We start from the raw sequence: 15,272 nt of genomic DNA, 5'->3' as shown, positions 1-15,272 counted from the left end.
CGGAAAGGGAAGCCTCAGCACTCCCCGGCGACGGAGGAGTCGTGTGCGAGCTCGCGGACGCGCTCCGGGGTCGGGTACTCGTCGGTGCCTTCGAAACCGGAGAGCGTGGCGTTCCGCCTGGGGAGGTAACCGGTGCGGAAGAAGTCGTTGCCGGTGGTGGCGTCGAGCAGCCAGTCCGCGACGGTGCGGCAGCGGGCGTTGCTGGTCCGCAGCGCCGCTACGTGGTAGCCGCGGGTGACCAACTGGGCGGGCAGTCCGCTCAGTTCGACGCCGAGCGGACGTGCCAGCGCGTCCCGCCCGCCGAGGTCGACGACGAGTCCGAGGTCCCTGTGCTCGTACGGTCGCGTGGGCCTGCCCCGCAGCACGGCGGCGACGTTGCGGGCCGCCCGCCGCCCCTGCCGCATGGCGTGCTGCGCGGTGGGCGGGCAGACGGGCAGCGGGCCGCCGCCCACAGCCGCGTCCCGGCCGCCGTCCTTGGCGCCGCCCGCGCCGCCGCCCGCGGCCCGCGCGGCGGCCAGATCGGGTACGGCCGCGGCGTCTCCGAGCGCGAAGACGCCCTCCCTGCCGGGCACCTGCAGATCGGCCCGTACCGCGAGCCTGCCGTGTACGGTCTCCGCGCCGAGCGTGGCGATCAGCGGGCTGGCGGTCACGCCCGTCGTCCAGATGATGGTGTGGCCGGCCAGGGAACGGCCGTCGGTGAGCGCGACGGTCCCCTCCGACACCTCCGACACGGAGACGCCGAGCGAGACCTCCGTACCTTGCGCGGTGATGATCTCCAGCGCCTTGCGCCCGAGCCGGTCGCCGAGTTCCGGCAGCAGCTTCGGCGCGTGGTCGATGAGGTGCCACTTGATCCAGCGGGGGTCGACGCGGCGGTAGCGGGACGCCGCGGCGGACGTCAGCCGCTGGAGACAGGCGACCGTCTCCGTCCCCGCGTAGCCGCCGCCGACCACGACGAACCGGAGCCGTGCCGCACGTTCCGCCTCGTCGTGCGTGACGGCGGCGAGGTCGAGCTGGGCGATGACGTGGTCACGGAGCCAGACGGCCTCGGCCAGCGTCTTCATGCCGTGCGCCCGCCGGTCCACGCCGGGGATGCCGAAGGTGCGGGTGACGCTGCCGGGGGTGAGGACGATCCAGTTGTAGCGCTGGTTGACCAGCTCGCCGGTGATCAGCCGTACGACGCACACCTTCGCGGAGGTGTCCACGCCGATGGCGGCGCCGGGGACGATGCGCGTACGGCGCAGGACGCGGCGCAGCGCGGGCGCGACGGCCTCGGGCGCGAGCACGCCGGAGGCCACCTGAGGAAGGAGCGGGAGGTAGAGCTGGTAGTCGTCGGGGGTGACGAGGGAGATCTCCGCATCGCTCTCCGCGAGTTCGCGCTCCAGTCCCCGCGCGCACTGCACTCCTGCGAAGCCGCCTCCGACGATGAGCACCCTGGGCCGCTCCATGGCCGCTTCACCCACCCTCACTCGCCGGGGTCCGTGGCTCCGTGGTCCGTCCGTCACCGCCGGAGGCGGCCCCGTCCGAAAAGGCTGGCACGGGGTGGCGGGGGCCGCATCCGCTCGGCGTCCGGCCGGGGGGCAGGGCCGGGGCCGCGTCCGGGACCGGTCCGCGTCCGGTGCCGGGTCCGAGTCCGGCCAGGGACCCGGGACCCGGGACCCGGGACCGCTCAGCGGAGGAACCCGAGCCCGACCACGCCGGCGACGATGAGCAGCAGGCAGAGCAGACGGGCCGCCGAGGCTGGGTCGCCGAGCGCCGCCATCCCGTACAGAGCGGTCCCGATGGCGCCGATCCCCACCCAGACTCCGTAGGCGGTGCCGATGGGGATGTGCCCCATCGCGTACGACAGACCGGCCATGCTGCACGCCAGCGCACCGACGAAGAGGAGCGACGGCCACAGCCTGTGGAAGTTTCCGGACGCCTCCAGTGCGCCCGCCCACAAGGTCTCCAGCAGCCCGGAGACGATGAGGACCATCCAGGCGAGACTCATTGCACGCGCTCCACTCCGCCCGCTCCCACGCGGGCCGACTCGGGGCAGCCCCAGCCGGCTGCCACCGGCAGTCGATCACACGCGTGCGGGAGCGGAGCGGGAAGCCGGGCTCCGGCAGTCCGGGCACAGCGAGCCCGGGACCCGGGAGCCCGGGCGCCGGGAGCCTCGGCACCAGGAGCCCGGGACCCGGGAGTCCGCGTCAGACGCCGATGTCGCCCCCGTCCTTGCGCCAGACGCTGACGACGGAGGGGCGCACATACGCGTCCGGCCCGTCCGGCCACTGGGAGGCGGGCTTCTCGACGCTCGCACCGTCCTCCTCGCCCGGATGCTGTACGGAGACGAGCACGCGCCGGTCCTGGATGATCGGCCCGCAGGTCTCGGCCGCGTTGGGAACCGTCAGGAACTGCCGCACCTCACCGCGCCGCCGGCCCGCGGTGGCGACTCCGAACAGGCCGTCGTGCGAGCCGAGTTCGTTGCCGTCCGTGGAGAGCCACAGATTGCCGTAGTCGTCGAACGTGACGTTGTCCGGGCAGGAGATCGGGCTGACCTGGTCCTTGGGGAAGCCGCCGAAGTACGTGGAGGGGTCCTCCGGATCGCCGCACACCAGGAAGAGCCGCCAGGAGAAGCGGCGCGCGGCAGGGTCGTCGCCCTTCTCCGCGAACTCCAGCACCTGGCCGTGCTTGTTGCCCTTGCGCGGGTTGGCCTCGTCGGGGCCCGCCTTGCCCGCGGCGCCACGGTCGGTGTTGTTGGTGAGCGAGGCGTAGACGCGTCCGGTGCGCGGGCTCGGTTCGACGTCCTCAGGGCGGTCCATCTTCGTGGCCCCGGCCTTGTCGCCGGCGATGCGCGTGAAGACGTAGACCTCCTCGGCGGTCATGCCCTTCACATGCGACTCGTCGCCGGTGGCCAGCGGAATCCACTTGCCCTTGCCGTCGAACTCGTGGTCGTCGGAGGGGAGTTCGCCCGATCCGTCGATGTCGTCCTCGGGGCTGTCCCCGGTCAGCTTGGCGACGTAGAGCGTGCCGTGGTCCAGGAGCGTCATGTTGTGCTCGTGGTCCGCACGGCTGTCGCCGCGCCGCATCCGCTTCGAGGAGACGAACTTGTAGAGGTACTCGAAGCGTTCGTCGTCGCCCATGTACACGACAGGGCGGCCGTCGCTCGTCAGCCGCGGCTGGGCGGCCTCGTGCTTGAAGCGGCCGAGCGCGGTGCGCTTGCGCGGCGCCGAGTCCGGGTCGTACGGGTCGAGTTCGACGACCCAGCCGAAGCGGTGCGGCTCGTACGGCTCCTTGGCGACGTCGAAGCGGTCGTCGAAGCGCTCCCACTTGCGCTCGGTGTCGGTGCCCTTCAGGGCGTAGCGCTCCAGCCGCTTCTTGTGCTCCTCGTCCTTCACCTCGTCGGTGTTGGCGAAGTACTGGTCGATGTTCTCCTCGCCGTGCAGCGTCGTGCCCCACGGGGTGGTGCCGCCAGCACAGTTGTTGAGGGTGCCCAGCACCTTGCGGCCCTCCGGGTCCGCGGACGTACGGAGCCACTTGCTGCCCGCCGCCGGGCCGGTGACCTCGAAGGGAGTGGTGGCGGTTACGCGGCGGTTGAGGCGGTGGCGCGGCACTGCCCGCAGCGCGCCCGAGTCCTTCTCGCCCTCGACGACCACGACGGAGAGCCCGTGCGCCGCCCAGCCGATCTCGGCCTGCTCGCGGGTCGGGTCGTCCGCGTCGTAACCCGCGAACATCAGGACCTCGTCGGTGTATTCGTGGTTGGCGACCATCAACTGCCGCTTCCCAGTGGTCTTCTGCCCGCCGGCCTCCTGCTCGCCGAGCGGGAGCAGCGACAGGAAGTCGTTGTTGTAACCGAACTGCCCTTCCTGCGCCTTCGCGGTCTGCTTCTCCGGATCGAAGTCGGGCGCACCGCGCAGGATCGGTTCGCCCCAGCGGATCACGACGTTCTGCTCGTAGCCCTCCGGGACGGTCACCTTGTCGTCGGTATTCGGCTCGACGGGCGTGAAACGCAGGCCCTTCGCGGGCTTGCCCGTCGCCTTGGCGGCCGACGCCGCACCGGCGGTCCCGGAGCTGCACGCCCCCGTACCGGCGGCTGCGGCCGCGACCCCCGCGACGGCCCCGGCACGCAGCACCGACCGGCGCGAGAGGGCACGGGCGATGATGTCCCCTGCGTACTCGTTGCCGCTGGTGTTGGGCGCCTCGTGGAAGCAGGCGTCACCGCACCGGTAGCGGCAGGTCATGGCGGACCTCCCGCCCGGGTGCGAGCCGAGCACCGTAAGCAGCTTGCGCATGGTCCCCTCCGGATCTCCCGTGTCTACGGCGGTGACGCTATGGGCACAGCCCCGCGACGAGGCGACCTCACGATGAACCACGGGTGAACCCCGTCCCACCCTCAGCACCCCGCGCCTCCCGGAAGCGCCGGGCAGCGGGCCGAAGCCGGCAGCGAGGGGCCCGGCAGCCGGAGCCGGGCAGTGCGGCACCGCCGGTGCCTTCAGTTCAGCACGGTGGGTCGGCGCACTGGTCCGGAAAGGCCAAGTCGACGCGGTGGTCCAGCCAGACCCCGCACGCCCACGACAGCAACAGCAGCGTCAGCACCACGACCGCGGCCTTGACCGTACGGCGTGCGCCGCGCCCGCCCCGTCCGCGGAGCACGGCGCGCGTGAGGGACCAGGTGAGCAGGGTGATCAGGGGGAAGCCGGCCACCATGCCCGGCAGTTCGATGTACAGCAGGCTCAGGTCGCGCTGCCCCTCGAAGGCTCCCCGCAGCCCGGGGGCCGCGCCTTCGAGCCACACTCCGAAGCCGGCGGCCGCAGCGACGGCCGTAACCAGGCACCCGGCAGCCACGGCGGCCGTTCCTTCACGGCCTTCGGGCCGTACACGCCCTTCAGGCCGATCACGCCGTTCGCTCGGGTCCATGCCGAAACTGACGCAGTCCGCGGCGCCGTAGTTCCAGCGGAGGTTCCGCTTCCGCTCGCCCGCGGCCGGGGTGGTAGGGCCGTGGGCGTCGCTCGGCCTGTCAGCGGCGGCGCCTCTTCGGCACGGTCGGGATGTGTGCCCGCACCATCAGCGTGCCGACGTTGTCGGGCTCCGGCGCGGGCAGTACGGAGGCTTCGATGCCCGTGAAGCCGCTGCGCTTCAGCACGTCCGCCCACATCTCCGGGGAGTACGACCAGCGCAGTACGGGCAGCCTGCGTCCGCTGAGGCCGTTGCCGTACATCGCCTGGGGCCCGTAGAAGCCCTCGATGGGCTCGGCCTGGGAGAGGGCCAGCACGCCACCGGGGTTGAGGCGGCGGCGGATCAGCGGGATCAGTCTCTCCGGGTCGGTGAACCACACGGCGCCCCACCGGGAGAAGACGGCGTCGAAGGTGGCGGGCGTCTCCGCGAGGTAGTCGCAGGCCTCCGCGTTGACGAAGGAGAGCCCCGGCGTGCCCTCCCACCACAGGCGGGCGCGGGCGACCTGTGCGGGCGAGAAGTCGAGCGCGGTCGTCTCGACTCCCTTACGGGCCAGGTAGACCGCCTCCTTCCCTTCTGCCGAGCCCAACTCCAGGGCTGTGCGCGGCTGTCCGAGGAAGCCGGCTCCCGGGCCGTGCCCGGGATACTGCGTCCACTCGAAGGAGTCGACAACCGGGGCCGACGGCGCCCCGTCCCCCTTGTGCGGCTTGTACGTGTCCCAGTACTCGGGGAGGCTCTTCGACGTGAGAGGCATGCGTTTCCTCGCAGGGTGCGGGCGATGGTGTCACCTGCCCCGTCACCGTAGGTCCGCCGTTTCCCGCCCGGGCCCGGACGGGACGGCTTCACCCGAACGTGCTGCGGCTCGTGCGGACCCGGACCCGGACCCGGACCGCACCCGGACTCGCACCCGGGCCCGCACCCGGGCCCGCACCCCGGCTCCGGGTGTATGACCCCGGACCTGCCCCGGATACGGTCGGCGGCCGGCCCTCCTTCGGCTCACCACTCCACAGGAAGGCGGCGAGAGCCCGTGAACACCTTCGACTCCCCCGTCCCGCGGTTCCATCTGGCCATGCCCGTCGACGACTTGGCCGCCGCACGCCACTTCTACGGCGACGTGCTCGGCCTGGAGCAGGGCCGCAGCGCGGAGACGTGGACGGACTGGAACCTGCACGGGCATCAGTTCGTCACCCACCTCGCGCCCGGCCACGCAGGACCACGGGCGGCGGCCGGCGGTGCGCACAACCCCGTCGACGGCCACGACGTGCCCGTGCCGCACTTCGGTCTGATCCTCGCCGTGCCCGAGTTCCACAAGCTGGCGGACCGGCTGCGCGCCGCCGGCACGGAGTTCGTCATCGAGCCGTACGTACGGTTCGAGGGCCGGCCCGGCGAGCAGTGGACCATGTTCCTCCGCGATCCGGCCGGAAACGCCCTGGAGTTCAAAGCGTTCGCCGACGACGCACAGGTCTTCGCCACCGACTGAGCCGCGCGCCTGACACCTGGCACCTGGCACCTGGCACCTGGCACCTGATGCCCCGTCACCCAACACCCGGCCCTGACGCGCGTACGGCAGCGAAAAGCCCCGGACCGCATGCACATCATGCGTTCCGGGGCTTTCAGAGCCCGGAGGGTGTCAGCCCACGAGGCCGTTGACGCCCTCGATGCCGGGGACGCCGGCGTTCACGCTGCCGCTGACGCCGCCCACACCGGGAACGCCGCCGTTCACGCTGGCGGAGACGCCGCCCGGGCCGGGGGTGACGTCGACGCCCGCGAGGGTGCCGACGGTTGCGCCCACGCCACCGGACACGTTGTCGAGGTCGGCGTCGGAGATCTCGGCGGTCTCGATCTGAGAGGTCGTGTTACGCATGGGGAGTTCCAATCAACGAGCGGCAACAGTTGCTGGTGTTCCGGATGTCGGGGATCAGACCATCTCGGCGGGCCCCGCTGCCACTCGTAACGCCCGTCTCCTCATGATCCTCACGCGATCTTATGATTATCCGCGCTCTCAGTCTGAAATGCCGCTCTCGGTGCGTGAACTGTCACCTGGCGGCACCGAGTTGGGGTTCTGGGCGCTCGCAGACAGCCGCCGGCGTTCGCAGATCACGCGCACGTCTTCACCACCGGCCGCTGCCCTGCCGGACGACCGCACTTTCACCGGGGCTCAACTCTGCGAACGGCAGCGAAAAGCCCCGGACCGCATGCACATCATGCGTTCCGGGGCTTTCAGAGCCCGGAGGGTGTCAGCCCACGAGGCCGGTGACGCCCTCGGCGCCCTCGAGGCCGCCGCTCACGTTGCCGCTGACGCCGCCCACACCGAGGATGCCGCCGTTGACGCTGCCGCTGACGCCGTCCAGGCCTGCGGTGACCTGCCCGCCGAGGGTGGCGCCGCCAAGGCCTCCGGAGACGTTGTCGAGGTCGGCGTCGGAGATCTCGGCGGTCGCGATCTGGGGTGTCGTGTTACGCATGGTGGCTTCCAATCAACGGGCGAGAACAGTTGTCCGGTGATTCCCGGAGGGGGGGTCCGGAGATCAGAACATGTCAGCGGACCCCTGTACCACTCGTGGAAACCTTCTCCTCACGATCCTCACGTGATCCGAAGATCTGTGACGAAGTTCAGCCGGAACCGCCTTCGCCCGCACGGAGGTTGACGCGTGCCCAGAGCTGCTTGTGGTCGGAGTGCTCGGAGTAACTCAGGCTGCTGGACTCGACCCGTACGGACGGCGACACGAAGAGGTAGTCGATCTTCCCCTTGCTGTGCGTCGGCTCTCCCGACCGGCAGTGCGCGTATCTGGTCCGCGGCAGTTCCGCCGACTTCCGCCCGGGTTTCATCTTGTCGCCGCAGGGGCTTGCGGCCTCCTTGAACGCGCCACGGGCGCCACGTTCGTATTCGCGGTGGTAGAGGCGGTCCAGCACTCCGGAGAGCGGCAGGTCGTTTATGTCTCCGCCGAGCAGGACGGTGTAGTCCTCGTACCGCGAAGTCAGGACCTGCTGGACCTTCGCCACCTCGCGCTTCCGGCTTTCTAGGAATTCGCCGCCGGCGGGCGTGAGATGGGCGGAACAGGCGACCAGCTTCCGCGTCCCGGAGCGTACGCAGACCATCTCGCGGTACTCGTCGCCGGAGGTGGAGCCGAGCTGGTGGACATCGGTGTCGTCCTTGTCGAAGCCCAAGCCGTGGCGGAAGACGATCGTGTTGCCGAAGTCGGTGGGGTGGTGGCAGCGGGCGGGGCTCCCCGGATCCCTGGCGAGGTTCCGCACCGGGCTGAAGAGCACCGTGTAGCCGGGCAGTCTGTCCTCAAGCCGCTCGTCCCAGTCGCGGCAGGTCTCCTGCATCGCGACGAACGCCGGCTTGCGGTTCTTCACATCCTCGGCGAAGGCGTCGGGCGGCCCGTTCTCCTTGCCGCCGTGCTCGGTCGTACCGCCGGCCATGTTGAACTGACCGATGACGTACTCGCCCGACGACGCCGCGGGCTTCTCGGGCCGGGTCTCCGCGTCCGAGCCGGCGATCAGCACCGCCGCGGCCACCAGGCCCGCCGCCACCACACCGGCCACCGGAGCAATCACGCGACGGATGGCGCCCTCCCTGGTCCGGTTCCCGTGTGTGAAGTTTCGGTACGCGCGCAAGCATGCAGAGGCGCACGAGGGGCGTCAACAGCGGGATCCGCCGCCTGCCCGCCGCCCGCGGCGGTCGGTCACACAGCGTTATCGGAGGGAAACAGGGGCCCCCGGACAGTTAGGATTCCGGGCATGGCGGCCACTGGATCAGAGCAGACGGGATCGAAGGCGTACTACGTCACGACCCCCATTTACTACGTGAACGACGCTCCCCACCTGGGCCACGCCTACACGACCGTCGCAGGCGACGTGCTCACGCGCTGGCATCGTCAGCGCGGCGAGAAGGTGTGGTACCTCACCGGCACGGACGAGCACGGTCAGAAGATCATGCGCACCGCGGACGCACACGGGGTCTCCCCGCAGGAGTGGTGCGACAAGCTCGTCGAGGAGGCGTGGAAGCCCCTCTGGGAGCATCTCGACATCCGCAACGACGACTTCATCCGTACGACGGAGAAGCGGCACACCGAACGCGTCCGCGAGTTCGTCCAGGATCTCTACGACAAGGGCGAGATCTACCAGGGCGGCTACGAGGGCCCGTACTGCGTGGGCTGCGAGGAGTACAAGACCTACGGCGAACTCCTCGACGGCGAAGGAGAGTTCGAGGGCCAGAAGCTGTGCCCCATCCACCGCGCGCCGGTGGAGATGCTCCAGGAGGAGAACTACTTCTTCAAGCTCTCCGAGTACGGCCCGAAGCTCCTGGAGCACTACGAGCAGCACCCCGGGTTCATCCAGCCCGAGTCCGCGCGGAACGAGATCGTGAACTTCGTCCGGCAGGGCCTGGAGGATCTGTCGATCTCGCGCTCGACCTTCGACTGGGGCGTCAAGGTGCCCTGGGACGACAAGCACGTCATCTACGTCTGGATCGACGCGCTGCTCAACTACGCCACAGCGGTGGGTTACGGCGCGGACCAGGAGCGCTTCGAGCGGACCTTCCCGGCGGACGTGCACCTCGTGGGCAAGGACATCCTCCGCTTCCACACGGTGATCTGGCCGGCGATGCTGATGGCCAACGGGCTGCCGCTGCCCGGCAAGATCGTGGCGAACGGCTGGCTGATGGTCGGCGGCGAGAAGATGTCCAAGTCGAACCTGACGGGCATCTCCCCCCAGCAGCTCACCGAGCACTTCGGCGTCGACGCCTACCGCTGGTACTTCATGCGGGCCATCGCCTTCGGACAGGACGGATCGTTCTCCTGGGAGGACTTCTCCGCCCGCTACACGAGCGAACTGGCGAACGACTACGGCAACTTGGCGTCCCGCGTCGCAGCCATGGTCGGCAAGTACTTCGGCGGCACACTCCCGGAGGCGACGGCGCACGGCGAGGCCGAGCAGGCCGTCGTCGACGGGCTCGCGAAGGCGGTCGCCGCGGCGGACCGGCGCATCGGCGACGAGCTGGACTTCTCCGGCGGCATCGCGGCGGTCTTCGACTTCATCAAGCAGGTCAACGGCTATCTGACGGAACAGGAGCCGTGGAAGGTCGCCAAGGAGGGCACGGAAGAGGCCCAGGCCAGGCTGGCGACGATCCTCTACACCGCGGCGGACTCGCTGCGCGCGTGCGCCGTGCTGCTGAACCCGGTCATGCCGGAGTCGTCGGCGAAGCTCTGGGACTCGCTGGGCGCCGAGCCGCACCTCGGCCCGCTGGCGGACCAGCCCATGGGCGACACGGCCCGCTGGGGGCAGCTCCCCACAGGCGCGACGGTCACGAAGGGCGCGGCACTCTTCCCGCGCCTGGAGGGCTGAAGCGGCTCCTGTACGACCGGTGAGCCGGGCCTCGCCGCGGCTCACCGGGCAGGGCTACCCGACGAGTTCGATCACGCAGCGCGCGCACTGCTGCCGCGCTTGAGCTTCGCGTCAGTCGTGACCAGTGGCACGTCCAGCTTTTCCGCGAGAGCCACATACGAGGCGTCGTACGCGGTGTAGTCCGCCCTCAACTCCCAGATTCTGGGCAGCAGATGTTCGCACGAGGCACGCTCGACAGGTAGTGCGGGAAGCACCCGCACCGCCCGCTCCGCATCCTGCACGGCCACTTTGCGACCGAGCACGAGACCGCGCAGGGTGCTCAGCACCTCGTAATCGACCAGGGACGGGGCCGCGAGCCGCTCTCCGAACAGCCTGTCGGCACAGGCCTTTCCCATCGGGCCCGCATCGACGAGGGCCGAGGTCAGCACCGCGGCGCCGCCGCACCCGGCAACGCAACCCCCGGTGATATGCGCCCCCGCAGGGCTAAAGCTTCGGCTTGCGCACCGACAGGTGCAGCTCCTTCAGGCGGGCCTCTTCGACCTCGCTCGGTGCGCCCATCAGCAGGTCCTGCGCGTTGCCGTTGAGCGGGAAGGCGATCGTCTCGCGGATGTTGGGCTCGTCCGCGAGCAGCATCACGATGCGGTCGATGCCCGGGGCGATGCCCCCGTGCGGCGGCGCCCCGAAGCGGAACGCGCGCAGCATGCCGCCGAATTCGCGCTCGACGTCCTCCTCCGAGTAGCCGGCGATCCCGAACGCCTTGAACATGATCTCGGGTTCGTGGTTACGGATGGCGCCCGAGGAGAGCTCAACGCCGTTGCAGACGATGTCGTACTGCCAGGCCAGGACGTCCAACGGGTCCTGCGTCTGCAGCGCTTCGAGGCCGCCCTGCGGCATCGAGAAGGGGTTGTGCGAGAAGGCGACCTCGCCGGTCTCCTCGTCCTTCTCGAACATCGGGAAGTCCACGATCCAGCAGAAGCGGAAGACGCCTTCCTCGAAGTGCCCGGCACGCTTCGCCGCTTCGACGCGGACGGGGCCCATGATCTTCGACACCTCGTCGAACTCTCCCGCTCCGAAGAAGACCGCCGTGCCCGGCTCGGCCTTCAGCGCGGTCAGCAGCTGCGAGACGTCGTTCTCGTCGAGGAACTTGGCGATCGGGCCGGTGAGGGTGCGGTCCTCGCCGACGCGGACCCAGGCCAGGCCCTTCGCGCCCTGCTCGACGGCGAACTCGCCCATCTGGTCGAAGAACCGGCGCGGCTGGTCCGCGGTGTCCGGCACGGCCAGCGCCCGTACGTGCTTGCCCGCGAAGGCCTTGAAACCCGAGTCCTTGAAGATGTCCGAGACGTCCACCAGCTCCAGCCGCGCACGCAGATCCGGCTTGTCGGAGCCGTACTTGAGCATCGCCTCGCGGAACGGGACGCGCGGGAAGGGCGAGGTGCACTCACGGCCGCCGCCCAACTCCTGGAAGAGGTCGGTCATCACCTTCTCGATGACTCCGAAGACGTCCTCCTGCTCGACGAAGCTCATCTCCATGTCGAGCTGGTAGAACTCGCCGGGCGAGCGGTCCGCGCGGGCGTCCTCGTCGCGGAAGCAGGGCGCGATCTGGAAGTAGCGGTCGAAGCCGGCGATCATCAGCAGCTGCTTGAACTGCTGCGGCGCCTGCGGCAGCGCGTAGAACTTCCCCGCGTGCAGCCGCGACGGTACGAGGAAGTCCCGGGCCCCCTCGGGAGAGGTGGCCGAGAGGATCGGCGTGGCCAGCTCGTTGAAGCCCTGGGCGGTCATCTTCTCGCGGATCTTCGCGATGACCTGCGAGCGCAGCACGATGTTGCGGTGCATGCGCTCACGGCGCAGGTCGAGGAAGCGGTATTCGAGGCGCTTCTCCTCGTTGACCCCGTCCTCGGCGTTGATGGTGAAGGGGATCTGCTCGGAGGCGCCCAGCACCTCCACCTCGCCGACCTCCACCTCGATGTCCCCGGTCGGCAGCTCGGGGTTGACGTTGTCGGCGCCGCGCTCGCTGACCTTGCCGTCGACCCGTACGACGGACTCCTTCGAGAGCGAGCTGAGGCGGTCGTGCACCTCGGCCTGTTCGGGACGTACGACGAGCTGCACGATGCCGTGGTGGTCACGGAGGTCGATGAAGAGGATGCCGCCCAGGTTCCGCCTGTTGTGCAGCCAGCCGCTCAGACGGACGTCCGTTCCGACGTCCGGAGCACGGAGCTCGCCGCAGGTGTGGGAACGGTACCGGTGCATCAGTCATCCAGTCGTCGGGTCGGCAGCACTTGGGCCGGATACTTGGGGCACCCCCATGCCGGAGGCTATGGGGGAGGTCGGCCCTTCAGACTACCGCCCTGGCTCAGCCCCGCTCGCCCCGTATTCTGGTACGCACATAAAGTGGGACAATGCACACCGAGGACGTGCTGAGGGCCACCCGGACCGGGCTGTGGCGCTGGGACAGCGCGACCGGTGCCTCGACCGTAGACGTCCGCACCGCGGAGCTCCTCGGTCTCCCTTTCCGGCAGGACGCGGGGGCGGACCGGAGCGAGCGGCCCATCTCCGTGGCCGGGCCCGGCTCGGAGGTCCCCTCGGGAGCCGGCGCGGAACCCGGCACCGGCCGGGACGCCGGGGCCACGGATGACACCATCACGCTCGCCGAGCCCTCCATCCGCTCCCGCATCCACTTCAGCGACTACGTCGAGCTGACCGCGACGGCCACCCTGGCCCTGGCGGAGTGGAGTCTCGTCGAAGCCGTGCTGCGCATCGTCGACGACGACGGAAGAGTCCTACGCAGGGTGCGGACCCGGATGATGCCGGTCGAGGAGGACGGAACGCTCTCACTCATCGGCACCATCTCGCAGGTGCCCGAATCCACCGAGCATCCGCCCCCCTATGCCGAAGAGGGCCACCAGCACAGCCGTGAGGCGTTTCTGCTGCACACCGGACGCGCGCTCGCCGAGGCGCGCACCACCGCGGAGGTGCTGCGGGTCGCGGGCTCACTGGTCATCCCCGGATTCAAGACCCGTGCCCTCGCGGTCTTCAGCCTGGAACGCGGCCGGCTGGTCCTCGTCGGACCCGCCGCCCAGCGGCCCGTGCCGCAGCATCTGCTTCCCTTCATCGACATGTCCGTCGAGGCCGACCATCCGGCCGCGGCCGTCGTACGGTCCGGGCGGGCGATCTATCTGCAGGCCCCGGAGGAGTACCGGCGCAGGTTCCCGGCCGCATGGCCCCAGGTCGAGCCGGTCGGCAACCGGGGATGGGCCTTCCTCCCGCTCGTGATCTCCAATCGCACGCTGGGCGCGTGGATGGTGGCCTTTCCCGAGCCCGTGGAGTTCACGCCGGAGGGCAGGTCACTGCTGACGAACGTCGCGCGGATGCTCGCCCAGGCGATCGCCCGTACATCCATGCACGAGATGGAGCTCCAGCTCTCCTCGGGTCTGCAGCGCACGCTCAGACCCACCCGCAAGCCCGGGATCGAGGGCATGAAGCTCGCGGCCAGATACATGCCCTCGGGCGGAGGGCTGGACGTCGGCGGCGACTGGTACGACGTGATCCCGCTGCCGTCGGGCCGTACGGCACTGGTGATCGGCGACGTCCAGGGCCACGACGTGCGCGCGGCGGGCATCATGGCGCAGCTGCGCATCGCGCTGCGGGCGTACGCGGCGGAGGGGCACCGGCCGGACGCCGTGCTGGCACGTGCCTCGCGCTATCTGGCGGGGATCGGACGGCCCGAGGTGATGACGGGCAGCCCGGACGAGGGAAGCGGCGAGGGCACCGCACAGGGGCAGCTGACCGGAGGCTTCGCGGACGACGAGCGCTTCGCCACCTGCCTCTACATGGAGGCCGATCCCGTCACGGGCACGCTCGACATCGCCCGCGCGGGCCACCCCGACCCGGCGATCTGGCTCGCCGACGGCACGATGCTGATCAGGGCCACCGCGGGCGGGCTGCCCCTGGGCGTCGAGCCGGGCACGGAGTATCCGACGACGCGGCTCGTGCTGGAGCCCGGCGAGACGCTGCTGGCGTGCACGGACGGCCTGATCGAGATCGGCGGGCACACCATGGAGACCGGCTGGCGGCGCATCCAGGCGGTCTTCAGGGAGCTGGCCGAGGGAGGCACGGGTACGCCCGCCGATCTGGAGCAGTTCGCCGACGCCCTGATCCGCTCCGCCCAGCAGCCGCTCTCCGGCGAGGCCGCGGGTCCGCTGGCCGACCGCCGCGAGGACGACATCGCGCTGCTGCTCATCACCCTCGACCCCGCCTATGCCGCCGGGCGCGCGGCCGCGGCGGCCGGGGTCTCGCGGCGTACGACGTTCACGGTCGCGCAGGCCGAGCCGGACCGGATCGGCGAGGCCCGGCACCAGCTTCAGGGCATGCTCTTCGACTGGGCGAGCGAGGACCAGATCGACGGTGCGGTGCTGATGCTCTCGGAGATGCTCACGAACGTGCTGGTGCACACGGAGGGCGACGCGATCATGGTCGCCGAGTGCAGCGGCAACCGCGGGGACCGGCTGCTGCGCGTCGACGTCTCCGACACGAGCGACGCACTCCCGCACCGCCGCACGCCCGGCGAACTGGCCTCGTCGGGCCGGGGGTTGATGATGATGGAGATGCTGGCGGGATCTTGGGGGGTGGACCCGCGCGGCGAGGGCAAGAGCATCTGGTTCGAAATGCACGAGAACATCTCGGCCCCGGCGTGGGCGTAGTGCCGTGGCCGGCAGCCTGACCGACCGCGGCTCCCCTCGGCCATGCGGCCGGGCTCGGGGCCCCGGGCCCGGGCCGCGGGGAGTCGGGTCCTCGTAGGCCACAGGGCCGATCCGCTGGGGGTGCCCCAGCGCCAGTCGACCATGCTGCCGGACTCTCGTCCGGGGTGGTTTGCCGCCGTTGCGGCAGGATTGCCGCCGCAACTGGGCCCCGGCGGGCACTTCGCGCGCCGGCGGCGCAGGGGGAGGAGCCAGGGGAGGCCGACCACGGCGGAAGTGGTCTCCCCGCCACAGGCAGGGGTC

13 protein-coding genes are annotated in these 15,272 nt (G+C 70.5%); 3 read left to right on the top strand and 10 right to left on the bottom strand.

Annotated elements, in window-relative coordinates; all coding sequences use genetic code 11:
• Positions 1-14 precede the first annotated feature (14 nt).
• The 5 genes from ACSMXX_RS15920 to ACSMXX_RS15900 form a co-directional block, all read right to left on the bottom strand.
• A complete protein-coding gene (locus ACSMXX_RS15920; RefSeq protein ID WP_473179359.1) occupies positions 15-1,445 on the bottom strand; it encodes an NAD(P)/FAD-dependent oxidoreductase in 1,431 nt (476 codons plus the stop codon).
• 221 nt (positions 1,446-1,666) lie between these two features.
• Positions 1,667-1,987 carry a DMT family transporter gene (locus tag ACSMXX_RS15915; protein WP_473179358.1) on the bottom strand — a complete coding sequence of 107 codons (321 nt, stop codon included), beginning with the start codon at positions 1,985-1,987 and terminating at the stop codon, positions 1,667-1,669.
• 199 nt (positions 1,988-2,186) lie between these two features.
• The gene (locus ACSMXX_RS15910) at positions 2,187-4,268 is read right to left on the bottom strand and encodes a PhoX family protein (RefSeq protein WP_473179357.1); all 2,082 of its coding nucleotides are present in this window, start codon (positions 4,266-4,268) and stop codon (positions 2,187-2,189) included.
• Between the two features lie 205 nt (positions 4,269-4,473).
• On the bottom strand, positions 4,474-4,821 hold the full coding sequence (locus ACSMXX_RS15905; protein WP_473179356.1) for a hypothetical protein: 348 nt from the start codon (positions 4,819-4,821) through the stop codon (positions 4,474-4,476).
• A 172-nt stretch (positions 4,822-4,993) separates the two neighbouring features.
• Entirely contained in the window at positions 4,994-5,683 is a 690-nt protein-coding gene (locus tag ACSMXX_RS15900) for a class I SAM-dependent methyltransferase (RefSeq protein ID WP_473179355.1), read from the bottom strand.
• 273 nt (positions 5,684-5,956) lie between these two features.
• Between ACSMXX_RS15900 and ACSMXX_RS15895 the strand changes: the two genes are divergently transcribed.
• Positions 5,957-6,409, top strand: coding sequence for a VOC family protein (locus tag ACSMXX_RS15895; RefSeq protein ID WP_473179354.1), 453 nt, complete (start codon positions 5,957-5,959; stop codon positions 6,407-6,409).
• Between the two features lie 150 nt (positions 6,410-6,559).
• Here the strand turns inward: ACSMXX_RS15895 and ACSMXX_RS15890 are convergent, their stop codons facing one another.
• From ACSMXX_RS15890 to ACSMXX_RS15880, 3 genes are all read right to left on the bottom strand, one after another.
• Positions 6,560-6,793 (bottom strand): type A2 lantipeptide, encoded by a 234-nt coding sequence (locus tag ACSMXX_RS15890; RefSeq protein WP_473179353.1) that lies wholly within the window; start codon positions 6,791-6,793, stop codon positions 6,560-6,562.
• A 373-nt stretch (positions 6,794-7,166) separates the two neighbouring features.
• Entirely contained in the window at positions 7,167-7,391 is a 225-nt protein-coding gene (locus ACSMXX_RS15885; RefSeq protein ID WP_473179352.1) for a type A2 lantipeptide, read from the bottom strand.
• 148 nt (positions 7,392-7,539) lie between these two features.
• Complete coding sequence (locus ACSMXX_RS15880) at positions 7,540-8,487, bottom strand: endonuclease/exonuclease/phosphatase family protein (RefSeq protein ID WP_473179351.1); 948 nt, start codon at positions 8,485-8,487, stop codon at positions 7,540-7,542.
• A gap of 183 nt (positions 8,488-8,670) precedes the next feature.
• On the opposite strand from ACSMXX_RS15880, the gene metG reads away from it, so the two are divergent.
• A complete protein-coding gene (gene metG / locus ACSMXX_RS15875) occupies positions 8,671-10,275 on the top strand; it encodes a methionine--tRNA ligase (RefSeq protein WP_473179350.1) in 1,605 nt (534 codons plus the stop codon).
• A gap of 71 nt (positions 10,276-10,346) precedes the next feature.
• Here the strand turns inward: metG and ACSMXX_RS15870 are convergent, their stop codons facing one another.
• Together ACSMXX_RS15870 and aspS are read right to left on the bottom strand one after the other, a co-directional pair.
• Entirely contained in the window at positions 10,347-10,703 is a 357-nt protein-coding gene (locus ACSMXX_RS15870) for a type II toxin-antitoxin system VapC family toxin (protein ID WP_473179349.1), read from the bottom strand.
• A 55-nt stretch (positions 10,704-10,758) separates the two neighbouring features.
• Positions 10,759-12,522: an aspartate--tRNA ligase gene (gene aspS / locus ACSMXX_RS15865; protein ID WP_473179348.1), complete on the bottom strand. Its 1,764-nt coding sequence runs from the start codon at positions 12,520-12,522 to the stop codon at positions 10,759-10,761.
• Positions 12,523-12,671: 149 nt separating this feature from the next.
• Here aspS and ACSMXX_RS15860 point away from each other — a divergent pair, with 149 nt between their 5' ends.
• Positions 12,672-14,972, top strand: a complete 2,301-nt coding sequence (locus tag ACSMXX_RS15860) for an ATP-binding SpoIIE family protein phosphatase (RefSeq protein WP_473179347.1) — start codon at positions 12,672-12,674, stop codon at positions 14,970-14,972.
• Positions 14,973-15,272: the final 300 nt, after the last annotated feature.

The organism is Streptomyces sp. DSM 116795, from assembly GCF_055792905.1.
Note: the sequence above shows the minus strand (reverse complement) of the source record. Positions and strands in the feature narration are given on the sequence as shown.